Below are 15,497 nucleotides of genomic sequence, written 5' to 3' on the forward strand. Positions count from 1 at the left end.
AATGGAAGGATTTTCCATATGCTACGTCGGATTGCGACCGCGGTTCCGGGCCGAATGCGATTTCGGGTCAGCCAGAGTATGCCTGTTCTTGTGTCACCGATGCCTCGCGCAGGTCGGCGGCACGGATGACCGGCAGCGCCGGTACGGGTTGGCTGACGCCGCGCAATTGGAACAGGCGGATGCGATCGGGGTTGATTGTCAGATCAGCCGCTTGCAGCAACTCGTCCGACACCAACAACTCGACACCCAGCGCCTTGGTTTCGCTTTCCAGGCGGCTGGCGACGTTGACCGCATCGCCGATAATCGTTTGCGAGGCATGGCCCGCTGCGCCGATCTCACCCAACACCAGATCGCCCAGATGCAAGCCCATGCCGATGCGGATGCCGGGGCTGCCTTCAGCCTCGAGCCGTTGATTGAAGCTGTCCAGCGCCAGGCTGATCTCTATCGCCGCCCGCAACCCGGCCTTCGCTGACGCCGTTGCGTCGGGCTTGTTGAACACCGCAAGCAGGCCATCGCCCATGTATTTGTCGACAATGCCGCCTGCGTCGGTAATGGCTGGAACGATTGCATCGAAAAACCGGTTCAACAGAAAGACGATGTCATAGGGCAATTGGCCGGTCGTGCGGGCCGTGAACCCGCGCATGTCCAAAAACAGAACGGCCAGTTGCCGTTCCTGCCCTTGGCTTGCATGGCCCCGATTGCGCCCGCCATCGGGGCGAAACACGCGAAAGACGGTCAGCGGCTCGGTCGGGCGAATCTGGCACGCCAGCCGTGTTTGCGCAGAGGCCCCGACCGCTGCCAGACTGCGGGCCTCGACATCGCTGGGGGCCTCAAGCTGGGTGCCGCCCTCTTCGACAATGACGCGACAGGTAGTGCACCGCCCCTTGCCGCCACACAGCGCGGTGTGGGGAATGCCATTGGCTTGTGAAATTTCCAGCAAGGTCATGCCCTTTTCTGCGACGACCTCGGGCCCACGTGCATATTTGATGCGAACCGAATGCCTGCGACGCCAAAGCTTGCGCCCGACAAAGATGGCCCCGCAAGCGCCCAGAGTGATCAGAAAGGCCAGAACCGCGTTATCCTTGACCGTGAACATGGTCTGGAAGGCTTCGGGTGAGGGCCAGTTGTAATGCTCGATATATTGCTGTCGCAGAAACTCATCCGCGAAATCCGCCCAGATGCGCCTGCCCTCGGTCAGAACGCCCGCCAGCGCAAACGACGGAACAAAGACCGCAACGCCGATCAGGTAGGGTACGGTCTTCGACCACCACGATGTCAGGCGCAGCCACATGTGCAACCCGATACAACCATGGACCCATACAATCAACAGCAGCAGGCTTTGCATCCAGACTGCCGTGCTGGGCCACATCAGGATGATGATATAGCCCATCTCATCATTGACGCCGTAAATCTCGTGGGCGACACGCGTGTGAATGATGTGGGAAATCAGTTGCAGCGGGATCAGCAGGCCCAGCACGATCTGCAACGCTGTGCTGAGCGGCATCCTGAGCGTTCTGCGCTGCGCGATCGAGGCCAGCGACAACCCCGCATGCACGATCAGCGCGGCATAGAGCAAGACGCTGACGACATCATGCCGTGTGACCGCTTTTCGGCCATCCTGCATTCCGTGCAGATAGTCGGTGTGAAACAGGCCCAGACCGATATTGATGAAATGGAAGAAGGCAAAGACAAACAGGACCAGACCGCTGCCGATCCTGAGCCGGGTTGCCCACCCGCCGCGCCAGAGTGCGTTGTCCAATGCCAGTACCCGCAGATGCTTCGTCAGGGCCGAGTGTGCGGGGCCGCCCGGCAAGGGTCAAGCCGACCTGCATAGGTGCGGGAAAAACGGCCAGGGGTGTGGGGTTAAGCCACACCCTTGGCCCCGGACTTATTCCTGTTCCGCCAGAAAACGTTCCGCATCCAGCGCGGCCATGCAGCCCATTCCGGCGCTGGTCACGGCCTGACGATAGATGTGGTCGGTCAGGTCGCCCGCCGCAAACACGCCCGGCACGGACGTTTCGGTTGAGCCCGGCTTGGTCACGACATAGCCGCCCATATGGGTGTCCAACGTGTCCTTGACCAACTCGTTCGCGGGCGCGTGGCCGATGGCGACGAAGACGCCTTTGCAGGGGATCTCGGTGATCTCGCCGGTCTTGACGTTTTTCACGCGGACACCCTCGACGCCTAAAGGTGCATCGGTGCCAACCACTTCTTCCAGTTGGTGGAACCACAGCGGCTCGATCTTTTCGTTCTTTAACAGGCGATCCTGCAGGATCTTTTCGGCCCGCAATTCGTCACGGCGGTGGATCAGCGTCACCTTGCTGGCGAAGTTGGTCAGGAACAGCGCCTCTTCCACGGCGGTGTTGCCGCCGCCGATCACAACGATCTCTTGCCCGCGATAGAAGAACCCGTCGCAGGTGGCGCAGGCCGAGACGCCGAATCCTTTGAATTTCTCTTCCGACGGCAGGCCCAGCCATTTGGCGCGCGCGCCGGTTGCCAGAATGACAGCGTCGGCTGTGTATGTGGTGCCGCTGTCACCCTTGGCGGTGAAGGGGCGCTGGCTGAGGTCCAGATCGCTGATGATGTCACCGATCACCTCGCAGCCCATCGCCTTGGCGTGGTCCTGCATGCGCACCATCAGATCGGGGCCCTGAACCTCGGTATCGCCGGGCCAGTTTTCAACCTCGGTCGTGGTGGTCAACTGCCCGCCGGGCTCGATTCCCTGCACCAGAATGGGTTCCAGCATCGCCCGGCTGGCATAGACGCCTGCGGTATATCCTGCCGGTCCAGATCCGATGATCAGAACCTTGGTGTGTCGTGTGTCGGCCATTGTACCCCCGCTCGAACTGCCTGAATTGGGCCGTTTGCCCGTCGCCCCGATATAGCGACGCGGGGGCAGGGCTTAAAGCCCTTTCCTGTCCGGGCTTATTTTCCCAGACGCGGGCAAATTCGCGACCCGTCACCGAATAATATTGCGCCCCTGCGAAACATTATTGCGCACTCGGTGGGTGCTGATATAAGAACCGAAAAAATCAGGAGCATTTTATGGTCACGACGCGGCTGGATGAGATTGATCGTAAGATTCTGGCAGAGTTGCAGGCAGACGGTCGCATGACCAATGTCGAACTGGCCAAACGCGTCGGGATTTCGGCCCCGCCCTGTTTGCGCCGTGTGCGCACGCTGGAGGAATCCGGCTATATCACCGGATACCACGCCGAAGTCAGCGCGCGCGAACTGGGGTTCGAAGTGCAGGTTTTTGCAATGGTCGGTCTGGACAGTCAGGCCGAAGCCGAGCTGCGCGCCTTTGAAGACCGGTGCCGTGAATGGCCATTGGTCCGCGAATGCCACATGCTGAACGGCGAGGTAGATTTCATTCTGAAATGCGTGGCCCCCGATCTCAGCAACTTTCAGCAGTTCCTGACCGGAGAGTTGCTGACCACGCCGAACGTGGCCAGCGTTAAAACGTCGCTTGTTATCCGCGGCGCAAAAGACGAACCAGGCGTGCCATTCGACGTTCTGGAAGAACGCATGAACCGGACGGCGTGAACCGCATCTGATTCTGATGTGTTTGACAGGGCGGCAGCATTGCTGCGACCGCCAAGGATACAATCCAACTTAGTAATATCTGCATAATGCCCCCAGGATGCAGTAATCGTTAACGTTTACGCAGTGATCGCGTCCACCTCTCCGTCTCCGGCGCGCGGCATCAGCAGCGGGCCAAAATCGCTCAGCGATTCGATATGCGCGAACAGGTTCAGATAAATCGACCGCAAGGAATGATTGATCATCCGAACCGCGTTTACTCCTGGGTGATAGGTTTCGAACTGTAAACCATCAACCCGAATGACCGAATGTTTTCTGAGGCAAATGTGAAACAGTTCCACCGGAGTCGGCGGCATTGTTTCAATCACGCTCATCCCATCCTGAAATTCCGCAACGGGCGTCAAAACCGGCGCGTCGCCATGCAGGTGTCGCAAATGCGCAGGTGTCCCCAGCAAACGCGCCGCCGGGCCTGCGATAACGCCTGACATCGGCTTTTGCATTCCAAACGTGTCGGCCATGATTCGCGTCAGGGGTCGTGTGCGCCCCCGCGAATCCTCGCGTCCGGGGATCAGAGTAACTGACCCTTTCCAAACGATGGTTTCCGATGTGCCATCCTGCGTCAGGACCGTATCCCCCGGCAACAGATCTTCGATTGCCATCGGTCCTTGTTCTGTCTCGACCAGCGAGCCGCGCGAAAAGGCGCAAAACGCGTCTTCGAACATGGGCAGAGCTGGTGCGATGTGGCGTGTCTGCGCGATATCCCCGTTATCGAGCAGCGTGCAAACCTCGTATCGGCGCAGTTGCGCCTTGGGTTTGGCGGTTGTTCTTGGAGCCTCGCGCAGTAAAGCCGACGTTTCGACGGCATTTCTGGCTGCGCGGGCCAGTGAATTAGGAATAGTCATTAATATTCCTTCCCCTCTAATCTCCGAACAGACGGGGCGTACCCCCGTGCAGGCCCGCCTGACGGAACAGTTCTTTGCCTTGAAATGAATGAGAGACCTTTGGGCACCCGTAATCGCAGTGCACAGCGAGAAAAACGTCGCATTCCATTGGTCAACACATTGACCCCCCAGACAAACTCGTACTTTGCAGGCTGAAATTGCCCGCACACACACCCCTGAACCAAAGGCCGCATAGCGTTATGCGACCGAACGCACATCAGGTCGGAGCATCCCTGACACGCGTTTCCCAGAAGGACCGGCAGCTTGGTCCCGAGGGCTTCTTTTTCAGCGACGCGCTGCCAACCGGCGGGCGACCCTGACAGAATTGCTAAAAACTCGTTTCCACGGCATTTCCAGTTTCTGGTCCTGCGCGGCCGCAACAACCGCGCTGAGAAAACGAGACTTCGATTTCATTTCTGATCCTGCTCTGATGCGGGGTCTGACGCCCCTTTTTCCTTTTGTAACCCTTATGTGACGCAGATTTGCGGCAGTGATGTGACGTATCCGGGAAAATATCAGGACAGAAGGTGAAGTTTGACAGTTCCTCCGTGTTGAGGTGCCAGAATTCACATGTCTGAAAGTCAGATAACCATCTGAGTACTGGCAAAAAATTACGCTACGATTCTGCCTTCAGGTAAACACAATGAATGTGGCGGAAAGGTGGCGGAATTGCCTTAATCGAGGCCAATTCTACAATCTGATCGCAGAAATCAGACGTCCGTAATCGGCTTCTTTTGCATGCGTCGCACGGCGGTAGGAATAAAAGCGATCCGGGTCGGAATAGGTGCAGTGACGGGTCCATTCGGCGTGCCCGACACCGGCCTGTCGCAGCCGGTGCAGGCCGAACGCGGGCAGGTCGAACTGCAGCCTGTCTTCGTGACCATTGGCGAAAAACCGGCTGTTTTCGGGGGAATCGGCCAGAAAGTCGTCCAGAAACTCGGGCCCGACTTCATAGGCGCGCTGCGAGATTGACGGCCCGATGACAGCACGGGTGTTTTCGCGTGTCGCGCCGAGTGATTCCATGGCTTCCAGAGTGGCTTCGAGCACACCATCCAGCGCGCCGCGCCACCCGGCATGGGCGGCCCCGATCACATTGGCGTCAGGATCGGCAAACAGCACCGGTTGGCAATCTGCGGTCAGAATCGTCAGGGCAAGGTTTGGCGTTGCGGTGACGACCGCATCGGCCTTGGGTTTCTCGCCTTTTATCGGGGCGTCGATGGTCAGAACGGTTGGGGAATGCACCTGATGAACGCCGACCAGTTCGTCAGGCGTCACCTCCATGGCTTCGGCCACACGTCTGCGATTCAGCGCGACCACTTCGGTTTGGTCCGACGACCCATGGCCGCAATTCAAACCCGAAAAGATCCCGGACGACGCACCGCCCCTGCGGGTAAAGAAGCCGTGGCGCACGGGCGCGAGCATTTCAGAGGTCAGAATTTCCAGTGTCATGGCTCCAGTCCCGGCGGTGGCGCTGAATGTGATGGATACAGGCCCAGCACTTTGAACAGGTTTCCCATTTCATCGGGATGCGTCAACCGGCGATGTGCAGCAATCACCTGTTCTTGCGTTGAACCGTCCACGGCTTTCGTCAGGGCCTTCGCCCGGGCCGTGATTCCCAACCGTTCAAGGAAGACGCCCTGAGGGGTCAGCCGCGTATGCGCGCAACCTGCCGCGCGTGTGGCAACGGCCAGCGGTTCAAAATCCACATGCGCCGTCAGATCGCACTGCCCCGGATCGGTCAACGGATCAGACCGTTCATGCGCCTTCAACGCCTGCAACGTGTCGCCCAGTGAATGCCAATCGCCATAGTCAATGATCAAAGCGGCCCCGCCATGAGTTGCGACGCGACTGGCGAGGACCGTCATGATCGGGATTGCAGCCGCGCAGAGTTCGACAAGATCGCCGTCTTTGGTGTCGCCTAGCCTGTCCTTTAACGCGACCTGAGGCGCATTCGGGCCCAGACCAAAGGCAAGCGCGTCATCCGCCTCTCCGATCAGTCGTTCGCGCCAGCCGTCGCCGTCACGGATGAACTGACGAACGGGAAGGGCGTCGAAAAACTCGTTGGCGATCAGGAATAAGGGCTGTTCAGGCAGGTCGGCGGTGTTTTCAATCCATTCGGGCGTGTACTGGTACAGCGTTTCGGCCTGAACTTGCCGCAATGCAGGCGACGCTTCCAGCAGGCAGACCTTAGCCGCTGCATGGAATCCGGGGACTTGCCGCGTTGCGCGCAGCGCGTCGGCCATCAGCGTGCCGCGTCCGGGGCCAAGTTCGGCAAGGGTAAAAGGCGCGGGGCGTCCCTGATCGATCCAGCTTTGAGCCAGCGACAACCCGATCAGTTCACCAAACATCTGGCTGATCTCGGGGGCGGTGATGAAATCCCCCTGCGCCCCAAGCGGGTCGCGGGTGCTGTAATAGCCCAGCTTGGGATGCAACAGGCAGTCGGTCATGTATTCAGCCACGCTGATCGGGCCATCCTGACGGATGCGCGCGATCAGGTGGTCCGACAGACTCATGCCGAGCGCCGCGCGCGAAGGACGAACCATAGGCCCAGCGCGATCATGGGCAGGCACAGCAACTGCCCCATGGTCAGGCCATAGCCGCCGACATGCCAGGCCAGACCCAGCGGATTGCCGGGCGAGACAAATTGTGCGTCCGGTTGCCGAAAGAACTCAACGATAAAGCGGGAAGCGCCGTACCCGGCCAGAAACACCCCCATGATCCGGCCCGGTGCGTGAAAGGCCCCGCGACGGTAGACCAGCCACAGCAGGACCGCGCCCAGCAAAACGCCCTCAAGCGCGGCCTCATAAAGCTGCGAGGGGTGGCGGGCGCACATTCCCGCGACGACGCCGGGGCAATCCTGCGCGGCCATGCCGGGGAAGATCACGGCCCATGGCAACTCACTGGGTCGGCCCCAAAGCTCGGCATTGACGAAATTGGCCAGCCGCCCCAGCAGCAGGCCGGGCGGAACCGTGTAGGCGACCAGATCGCCCAGCGACAGGATCGGGATTTTGTGACGCCGACCGTATAGATAAGACGCAAGGATGACGCCCAGCAATCCGCCGTGAAAGGCCATACCGCCTTGCCAGACCTTCAGAATCTCGGCCGGGTGCGACAGGTAGTAAGCCGGTTGATAAAACAGCACAAACCCAAGCCGACCGCCAAGGATGACACCGACAATGATCCATGTCAGCAGGTCGTCCAGCTGTTCGGGCTTCATCGGCGGCGTGTCATTGGGCCACAGCGCGGGACGGCGCAGGGCGACAACGGCCAGCCGCCAGGCAATCAGAATACCCGCGATATAGGCCAGCGCGTACCATCTTAAGGCGAACTCCATCCCAAAGAGTGAGATCGAGAACAATTCGGGTGACAGATCGGGGAAATTCAGAACAGCCTGCATGTGCGTCTCATTGCCCGGGGTTTACGGGGCAAGTCAACCTTGAGCCTGCGCCAATCATTCCCCATATAGGGAAAAGCCCGCAATCGGAGAATAGCCATGCAGACCCGCAACAAGATCCTCGACGATGTTTCCCAGCTGATGACCAACGCCATGGGTGTGGCGCAGGGCGCGCGGGAAGAGGCCGAGAATGCGATGAAGTCCATGATCGACCGCTGGCTGGCCGACCGCGACTTTGTTACCCGTGAAGAATTTGATGCCGTGCGCGCCATGGCCCAGAAGGCCCGGGAAGAGAACGCAGCACTTGAGGCGCGCATCGCCGCGCTTGAGGCGAAACTGGACAAGTAACGTCCAAATCGAAGTTTTTCAGACAAAGCGAAAGCCGCGCAATCCAACTCCGGATTGGGCGGTGGTGTGTATCTTGCCGTCTTGCAGGAATTAATCAAGACAAAGCTGGCGCAAGTGCCAATATTTTGTTCGCCGTTGCTGACTGTCCACAACTTATTGCTGTTATCCCCAAGAAATAGGGTTGCCAGATTCCATCCAGCGGCGCACCATATTTAGTACAGGCCCATGGGGGAAGCCCGGCTTGTAGAGCAGGCAACTAGCGCTGGGGCGCTGCCAGCCCCGAAATGCTAGAGATTAGTGAGGTGGCATTATGGCCCTTTCCGAGCAGTTTCTCGAAGAAGACCTTCATCCGATCGATATTGTTGAACATCTGGCCGAACATCACGACTGGGATTTTGACCGCATCGGCGACGATCAGATCGCCATGGCTGTTGAGGGGCAGTGGCGGACGTATTCCATTACTCTGGCGTGGTCCAACTATGATGAAACGCTGCGCATGGTCTGCTCGTTCGAGATGGAACCACCGTCCGAGCGTGAGAGCGAGCTGTATGAGCTGCTGAACAGGATGAATGATCAGTGCTGGGCGGGGGCGTTCACATATTGGGCGAACCAGAAGCTGATGGTTTACCGCTACGGATTGGTGCTGGCCGGTGGCCAGATGGCAAGCCCGGATCAGATCGATACGATGATCACCGCCGCCGTCATGAGCGCCGAACGCTACTACCCGGCGATCCAGCTGGTGACATGGGGCAATCGCGACCCGGAAGATGCGATGCAGGTTGCCATTGCAGAGGCTTACGGCCGGGCGTAAAGCTTTGCCCCGAACCGTTACGTCAGGGAAGGGGCAATCATGGACATGTCGCGCGTGGCCGAACACGGCCTGGTGCTGTTGGGATGCGGAAAGATGGGGTCCGCGATGTTGGCGGGTTGGCTGGAACACGGCCTGCCCGCCTCATCCGTTTGGGTGATCGATCCGTACCCGTCAGAATGGCTGAAGGCGCAGGGCGTCCATATCAACACCACATTGCCGGAAGCACCCGCCGTGGTTCTGGTGGCCGTCAAGCCGCAGATGATGGGCGACGCATTGCCCGCCATACAGGCGCTGGGCGGGGGCGGCAGCCTGTTCGTGTCTGTCGCGGCAGGTACATCGATTGCCACGTTCGAGGATGTGCTGGGTGCAGGCACCCCGATTGTGCGGGCGATGCCAAACACGCCTGCCGCGATCCGTCAGGGTATTACGGCGATGATCGGCAACACCCATGCATCCGAAGATGATGTGGCGCTGGCAGAAAACCTGCTCTCGGCCATCGGTGAGACTGTGCGCCTGTCGGCCGAAGCGCAGATTGATGCGGTGACCGGCGTCAGCGGTTCGGGGCCGGCTTATGTCTTCCACCTGATCGAAACGCTGGCCGCCGCGGGTCAGGAGCAGGGCCTGCCGCATGATCTGGCGATGAAACTGGCCAAATCCACCGTGGCCGGGGCAGGGGCCTTGGCGATGGCGGCGGAAGAGGACCCTTCGCAACTGAGGGTCAATGTGACATCACCCAACGGCACCACGCAGGCCGCGCTTGAGGTTCTGATGCACGAGAAGGAAGGGTTCCCCGATCTGCTGCACCGCGCGGTCAAGGCTGCGACCGACCGATCCAGGGAACTGTCCGGTGAGTGAGATTTCCTTCGACGACTTCATGAAAGTCGATATCCGCGTTGGCGAGGTCATCCGGGCCGAGCCCTACCCCGAAGCCCGCAAGCCCGCGATCAAGATGTGGATCGATTTCGGCGATGAGATTGGCGAGCGTAAGACCTCGGCCCAGATCACCGCGCATTACGATCCGGCAACTCTGGTCGGCAAGCAGGTCATGGCGGTGGTCAACTTCCCTCCGCGCCAGATTGGCAAGTTCATGTCCGAGGTGCTGGTCTTGGGCCTGCCCGACGAAAACGGCGAGATCGTGTTGATCGGACCGGACGGAAAGGTCCCGCTGGGCGGACGGATGCACTGATGAAACTGTGGATCACCCGTCCCATGACGCCAGCAGTTGAGGCGCGGGCAAAGGCCGAGTTTGAGGTCGACATCCGCAGCTCCTCCTCGCCGCTGTCACAGGATGAGATGAAGCGGGCGTTGGAAGACTACGACGTGGTGGTGCCAACTTTGGGCGACCAATTCTCTGCCGCCGTGTTTGCGGATGTGCCTGCGCCACGCTGCAAGCTGTTGGCCAATTTCGGTGTGGGCTACAACCATATCGACGTCGAAGCGGCGAACGCGGCGGGGGTCACGGTCACGAACACGCCGGGCGCCGTCACCGATGCCACCGCAGACATCGCGATGACTCTGCTGCTGTCCACCGCACGCCGCGCGGGTGAGGGGGAACGTCTGGTCCGGTCTGACGCGTGGCAGGGCTGGCATCCCACTCAGATGCTGGGGCATCACGTTACCGGCAAGCGCGTCGGTATCGTGGGTATGGGGCGCATCGGTCAGGCCATTGCCCGACGGTGTCATTTCGGGTTCGGGATGCAGATTGCCTACCAGTCCCGGAGCGCCAAGCAGTTGGATTTCGATGCAGAATACTTTGCGGATTTGGCTGCTTTGGCCGCGTCGGTCGATTTTCTGGTTCTGGCCGTGCCCGGTGGGGCCGAAACCCGCCATTTGATCAACGCGACGGTGCTGGAGGCCATGAACCCGGCAGCCATTCTGGTGAACATCGCGCGCGGAGAGGTGGTGGACGAAGCCGCCCTGATCGCTGCCCTTCAGGCGGGTCAGATCGCCGGGGCGGGGCTGGACGTCTACGAATTCGAACCTGCGGTCCCTCAGGCCTTGCGCGATATGGAGAACGTCACCCTGTTGCCCCATCTGGGCACCGCGACCGAAGAGGTTCGGACCAGCATGGGGCACATGGCGCTGGATAACGTGGCGGCGTTTGTTGCGGGCCGGGACCTGCCCAATCGCGTCTAGTCGCCGACGGCTTCGCGCCAGTGTTTGCGGCAGAGTGAAACATAGGTCTCGTTCCCGCCGATCTGAACCTGTGCGCCTTCGGTGATGGCCCTGCCGTTCTCATCCTGACGAATCACCATCGTGGCTTTGCGCCCGCATTTGCAGATGGTGCGGACTTCGCGCATCTCATCGGCCAGCGCCAGCAAAGCGGCGGATCCGGGGAACAGTTTGCCCTGAAAATCCACCCGAAGCCCGTAGGCCAGAACCGGGACGCGCAGGTCGTCAACGGCGCGCGCCAACTGCCAGACCTGATCTTCCGACAGAAACTGCGCCTCATCGACAAAAACGCAGGCGACAGAGCCTTGTTTCAGCCGGGCATCGATCATGGAAAACACATCTGTGTCAGGCCGGAACGTGTCGGCCTGTTCGGAAATGCCGATACGTGACGCGATGCGACCTGTTCCCGCGCGCCCGTCAACAGCGGCAGTCATCAGGTAGGTGTCCATGCCGCGCTCGCGATAATTGTGCGAGGCCTGCAGCAACACGGTCGATTTGCCCGCGTTCATAGTAGAGTAGTTGAAATACAGCTTTGCCATGCGCCGGGTCTAAAACGCATCCGCCAAACGGACAAGGGTTCAAAATGCCTGAAAAGAATCGACGTCGCCATTGCAGTTGCGAAGGCCGAGCACATGCTCTTTGGGGATGGAACCACCACTCTCACAACAGCGACGCCGTCGGCCAACATGCGGCCTTAACGGTGTGAGGCTAAACAATCCTGCCCCACGATCACTCATTACCGGCAGGAACTGCCGCCACTCACTCACAAAATCCCTCGCATATCTGAGGGATAGCCAATGTATGACATTTCAATTATGACTCTGTTATGGGAAATTTCCCGAGGCTTTCCCCCAACAACAGGGGTGGAACAGCGCGTGCAGGTAACAAAGGTAAAACAATGGCAGAGATCGGGGCTTATCTGAAGAAACACACCGAGGCGCTTGTCAAAGACGTCGGAATCGAAGCGGCGTGCGAGATTACGGGTAAATCAAAGGCGACTCTGGGCCGGTATTATTCTGACAATGCGGAACATGCCGACAGGTTCATGCCAGTTGACGCCGTGGCCCGGCTAGAGAATGCGGCGGCCTATCCGCATGTGACCTCGGCTTTGGCTGATCTCAAAAATATCACCCTGTCCTATGATGGGCGCAACACAGACAAGCCACGAACCGGCGGCGTGAATTCGGATGTCATTGCCCTGAGCCAGCGCTTTGCGATGCTGATGACCGAATATCAGGCCGCGATCGAAGACGGCATCATCACGGTGAACGAAGCCAAGCGTTTGCTGAAAGAAACCAGCCTGCTGCAACAGGTTCTGATCGAGATGAAACTGCATCTCGAGGAAGAAAGCGTCAGCTAAGAACGGATGAAGTCCTTGACGCGTCTCGTGCGCGCTGGGTGCTGGGCAGATTAACTCAACGACGCGCGGAAACGTTTTGGACGCAATGCGTTGCCCCCGGATCGCAAAGCGGGTCAGGCGGGTGTTGCAAGGCCCATCAATCGTGCCGCTTCACGATCACCGATCCGACCGAATAGCCAGCCCCGAAGGAACAGATCAGCCCGACGTCTCCGTCCTGCAAGTCATCCGAATACTTGGAGAACGCGATGATCGATCCGGCGGATGAGGTGTTGGCATAGTCCTGCAGGATGTTCGGCTGCTCACCGGCTTCCGGCTCGCGGCCCAGCACTTTCTTGCCAATGAAATCATTCATCGTCTTGTTGGCCTGATGCAGCCAAAGGCGTTTCAGGTCATCGCTGCTGACGCCTTCGGCGTCCATGTGGTCGCCGATATGCTTGCTGACCATCGGCAGCACTTCTTTGAACACTTTCCGCCCGTTCTGCATAAACTGCATATCCCGACGGTCCACCATGCCTGCCGGGCGTGACCGGCGCAGGAAGCCGTTGTTGTTGCGGATATTGTTCGAGAAGGCCGTGGCGCAACGGGTCGACAGGACCTCGAAATGCGGGCCTTGGGCGTCTTCAATCCGTTCGATCAGCGTGGCGGTGGCAACGTCGCCGAAGATAAAGTGGCAATCGCGGTCGCGCCATTCCAGATGGCCCGAGCAGATCTCGGGGTTGACCACCAGCGCCGCCCGGACCGAGCCGGACCGCACCATGTCCGCCGCCGCCTGAATGCCGAAAGTGGCCGAGGAACAGGCCACATTCATGTCAAACCCGAACCCGTCAATGCCCAGGGCCTGCTGAATCTCGATCGCAATCGCCGGATAGGCGCGTTCGTGGTTCGACGCGGCACAGATGACCAGATCCACATCCGCTGCCGTACGACCGGCCTGCGCCAGCGCCTTGTTGCAGGCATCCACTGCCATCTCGGTCATAATCCCCGGCTCGTCATCGCTGCGCTGGCGCAGGGCGGGGTACATCATGTCCGGATCCAGAACGCCGGTCTTGTCCATCACATAGCGGTTTTGAATGCCCGAGGCCTTGACGATGAACTCTTCCGAGGAATGCTGCATCGGTTCCATCTGACCGGCGGCGATGGCCTCGGCGTTTTCGGCATTCTGCTTATCGGCATAGGCGTTGAATGCTTCCACAAGCTCAGCGTTTGTGATGACGTTTTCTGGCGTGAAAACACCGGTACCGGTGATGGCGGGCGTATACATGACGGGTCCTGAAGGTTTCGAATCCGCCTAAAATGCAGTCACAGCGGCATTTGATCAAGAGTTGTTAACCTAAGGGAATACACTCTGAAGGGTCGATTTCAACTTCATATCTTGAATAGTTCAAATTTTGAAGTATATGGCCAGCAATCACGCAGGAGACGCACCGTGCAGGACGACATTAGCACAAGGTTGGGCCGCCTTAGCCCCGAGATACAGGCGATCATGGGCGTCTATGCGCTGTACTGGAAACTCGAAGAAGTTTTCGATTCGATGGAGACCGATCTGAGCCATCCGGAATGCCATATGCTGATCAAACTGGATCGGCCCAAGCGCATGGGGGTGCTGGCCACGGACATGCTGACCGTGCCCTCGACCATTACGGCGACGGCGGACGGTCTGGAAAAGGCGGGGTATCTGACACGCGAACGTGACCCGCAGGATCGGCGGGCCTGGTTGCTGGTGCTGACCCGGCAGGGTGAAGATGCCCGCAATATGCTTGTGGCCGAAGCGGGGGCGCTGTTTCACCGCGCGTCCGGCCTGAACGAAGAAGAAACCGCTCAATTCGCGCATCTGGCGTGTAAGATACGTGACACCATTCTGAAAACGGGAATTCCCGAGGGATTGAAGAAATGAAACTGCTGACTTCTTTGGGCCTTGCGGTGGCGGTTCTGGCATCGCCAATCGCCGCGCAAGAGATTGCAAAACCGGTCAAACTGATGCTTGTGCAGGAAACCACGCCGGGGTTTTCGCGCCAGTTCTTTGGCCGAGTAGCGGCGCGGCAGACGGTTGATCTGGCGTTTCAGGTGTCAGGCCAGATTATCGAAATGCCTGTCACCGAAGGCTTTGTGATCCCCAAAGGCGGGCTGATCGCCCAGCTTGATTCCGAGCCGTTCCAGCTGCGTCTGGACCGGGCGCGCCTGCAAAAGGAACAGGCAGACCGGACCGAGGCGCGCCTGTCGCGGCTGCGGGGCACCACGGCCAGCCAGGTCGCCGTCGACGACGCCGAGACCGAGGCGCAACTGGCCGCTATCGCCGTGCGCGATGCAGAATACGAACTCGAACACGCCACGCTGACCGCTCCGTTCGATGCGCTGGTCTCCAGCCGCACGGTCGAGGCGTTTACGACCGTCTCTGCAGGCACACCAATCGTGCGAATCCACGATATGTCCGAGTTGCGGATCGAAGTGGATGTTCCTGAGATTTTGTTCCAACGCACCGGCCAGCAGGACGACATCACGATCACTGCCAAGTTCCCCGCCAGTGATGAGGTCTTTCCGCTGGAAATCCGAGAATTCGATGCTGAAACCTCCAGCGTGGGTCAGACCTTCCGAATCCAGTTCGGCCTGACCCCGCCAGAAGGGTTGCAGATTCTGCCAGGATCCTCCGTCACCGTGAATGTTCAGGTTCAGGACCAGCGCGTTGGCATCATCGTACCCACCACCGCCATCGTCGCAGATGCGAGCGGAGAGTTGGGCGTCATGGTCTATTCACCGGTTGGCGCGGAAGAAGGAACCGTTCGCCGCGCCCCCGTGACCATCGAGCCGACCCAGTTGGGTGGTGTTCGGGTGCTGACCGGCCTGTCTGGCGGGGAAGAGATTGTTGTCGCAGGTGGCGCCGCCTTGGCCGACGGTCAAACCGTGCGCCGGTTTTCCGGCTTTGGGAACTAA

The 15,497-nt window shown here is 59.6% G+C and carries 17 protein-coding genes; 9 read left to right on the forward strand and 8 right to left on the reverse strand.

Annotated elements, in window-relative coordinates:
* Nucleotides 1-67: 67 nt before the first annotated feature.
* Nucleotides 68-1,759: an adenylate/guanylate cyclase domain-containing protein gene (locus ACR0LW_RS16690; RefSeq protein WP_480883405.1), complete on the reverse strand. Its 1,692-nt coding sequence runs from the start codon at nt 1,757-1,759 to the stop codon at nt 68-70.
* Between the two features lie 129 nt (nt 1,760-1,888).
* On the reverse strand, nt 1,889-2,830 hold the full coding sequence (trxB, locus tag ACR0LW_RS16695) for a thioredoxin-disulfide reductase (protein ID WP_480883406.1): 942 nt from the start codon (nt 2,828-2,830) through the stop codon (nt 1,889-1,891).
* Between the two features lie 215 nt (nt 2,831-3,045).
* Between trxB and ACR0LW_RS16700 the strand changes: the two genes are divergently transcribed.
* On the forward strand, nt 3,046-3,546 hold the full coding sequence (locus ACR0LW_RS16700) for an Lrp/AsnC family transcriptional regulator (protein WP_170452655.1): 501 nt from the start codon (nt 3,046-3,048) through the stop codon (nt 3,544-3,546).
* Between the two features lie 116 nt (nt 3,547-3,662).
* Here ACR0LW_RS16700 and ACR0LW_RS16705 read toward each other — a convergent pair whose 3' ends face one another.
* From ACR0LW_RS16705 to lgt, 4 genes are all read right to left on the reverse strand, one after another.
* Nucleotides 3,663-4,445: a Hint domain-containing protein gene (locus tag ACR0LW_RS16705; RefSeq protein WP_480883409.1), complete on the reverse strand. Its 783-nt coding sequence runs from the start codon at nt 4,443-4,445 to the stop codon at nt 3,663-3,665.
* A gap of 729 nt (nt 4,446-5,174) precedes the next feature.
* The gene (gene pgeF, locus ACR0LW_RS16710) at nt 5,175-5,933 is read right to left on the reverse strand and encodes a peptidoglycan editing factor PgeF (RefSeq protein WP_170452652.1); all 759 of its coding nucleotides are present in this window, start codon (nt 5,931-5,933) and stop codon (nt 5,175-5,177) included.
* On the reverse strand, nt 5,930-6,997 hold the full coding sequence (locus ACR0LW_RS16715; protein ID WP_480883411.1) for a class I SAM-dependent methyltransferase: 1,068 nt from the start codon (nt 6,995-6,997) through the stop codon (nt 5,930-5,932). Before ACR0LW_RS16715 ends, pgeF begins: the two co-directional genes overlap by 4 nt.
* On the reverse strand, nt 6,994-7,881 hold the full coding sequence (gene lgt, locus ACR0LW_RS16720; protein ID WP_480883413.1) for a prolipoprotein diacylglyceryl transferase: 888 nt from the start codon (nt 7,879-7,881) through the stop codon (nt 6,994-6,996). Before lgt ends, ACR0LW_RS16715 begins: the two co-directional genes overlap by 4 nt.
* Before the next feature lie 96 nt (nt 7,882-7,977).
* Between lgt and ACR0LW_RS16725 the strand changes: the two genes are divergently transcribed.
* The 5 genes from ACR0LW_RS16725 to ACR0LW_RS16745 all read left to right on the forward strand — a co-directional run bounded on the left by ACR0LW_RS16725 (nt 7,978) and on the right by ACR0LW_RS16745 (nt 11,173).
* On the forward strand, nt 7,978-8,226 hold the full coding sequence (locus tag ACR0LW_RS16725) for an accessory factor UbiK family protein (protein WP_050604795.1): 249 nt from the start codon (nt 7,978-7,980) through the stop codon (nt 8,224-8,226).
* Between the two features lie 310 nt (nt 8,227-8,536).
* On the forward strand, nt 8,537-9,037 hold the full coding sequence (locus ACR0LW_RS16730; protein WP_170452647.1) for a YbjN domain-containing protein: 501 nt from the start codon (nt 8,537-8,539) through the stop codon (nt 9,035-9,037).
* A gap of 39 nt (nt 9,038-9,076) precedes the next feature.
* Complete coding sequence (gene proC, locus ACR0LW_RS16735; RefSeq protein WP_480626350.1) at nt 9,077-9,892, forward strand: pyrroline-5-carboxylate reductase; 816 nt, start codon at nt 9,077-9,079, stop codon at nt 9,890-9,892.
* Nucleotides 9,885-10,223 carry a tRNA-binding protein gene (locus ACR0LW_RS16740; protein WP_170521714.1) on the forward strand — a complete coding sequence of 113 codons (339 nt, stop codon included), beginning with the start codon at nt 9,885-9,887 and terminating at the stop codon, nt 10,221-10,223. The genes proC and ACR0LW_RS16740 overlap by 8 nt, the downstream gene beginning before the upstream one ends.
* Nucleotides 10,223-11,173, forward strand: a complete 951-nt coding sequence (locus tag ACR0LW_RS16745; RefSeq protein ID WP_480883416.1) for a 2-hydroxyacid dehydrogenase — start codon at nt 10,223-10,225, stop codon at nt 11,171-11,173. Before ACR0LW_RS16740 ends, ACR0LW_RS16745 begins: the two co-directional genes overlap by 1 nt.
* On the opposite strand, the gene ACR0LW_RS16750 is transcribed toward ACR0LW_RS16745, so the two are convergent.
* Entirely contained in the window at nt 11,170-11,748 is a 579-nt protein-coding gene (locus ACR0LW_RS16750; RefSeq protein WP_170452639.1) for a thymidine kinase, read from the reverse strand. The two genes, ACR0LW_RS16745 and ACR0LW_RS16750, sit on opposite strands and share 4 nt — an antisense overlap.
* Before the next feature lie 359 nt (nt 11,749-12,107).
* On the opposite strand from ACR0LW_RS16750, the gene ACR0LW_RS16755 reads away from it, so the two are divergent.
* A complete protein-coding gene (locus tag ACR0LW_RS16755) occupies nt 12,108-12,569 on the forward strand; it encodes a hypothetical protein (protein WP_170452637.1) in 462 nt (153 codons plus the stop codon).
* A 136-nt stretch (nt 12,570-12,705) separates the two neighbouring features.
* Here the strand turns inward: ACR0LW_RS16755 and ACR0LW_RS16760 are convergent, their stop codons facing one another.
* A complete protein-coding gene (locus tag ACR0LW_RS16760) occupies nt 12,706-13,830 on the reverse strand; it encodes a beta-ketoacyl-ACP synthase III (protein WP_480883418.1) in 1,125 nt (374 codons plus the stop codon).
* Between the two features lie 165 nt (nt 13,831-13,995).
* On the opposite strand from ACR0LW_RS16760, the gene ACR0LW_RS16765 reads away from it, so the two are divergent.
* Together ACR0LW_RS16765 and ACR0LW_RS16770 are read left to right on the forward strand one after the other, a co-directional pair.
* Nucleotides 13,996-14,463, forward strand: a complete 468-nt coding sequence (locus tag ACR0LW_RS16765; RefSeq protein WP_480883420.1) for a MarR family winged helix-turn-helix transcriptional regulator — start codon at nt 13,996-13,998, stop codon at nt 14,461-14,463.
* On the forward strand, nt 14,460-15,497 hold the full coding sequence (locus tag ACR0LW_RS16770) for an efflux RND transporter periplasmic adaptor subunit (RefSeq protein WP_480883422.1): 1,038 nt from the start codon (nt 14,460-14,462) through the stop codon (nt 15,495-15,497). Before ACR0LW_RS16765 ends, ACR0LW_RS16770 begins: the two co-directional genes overlap by 4 nt.

The organism is Ruegeria sp. N4, from assembly GCF_056531425.1.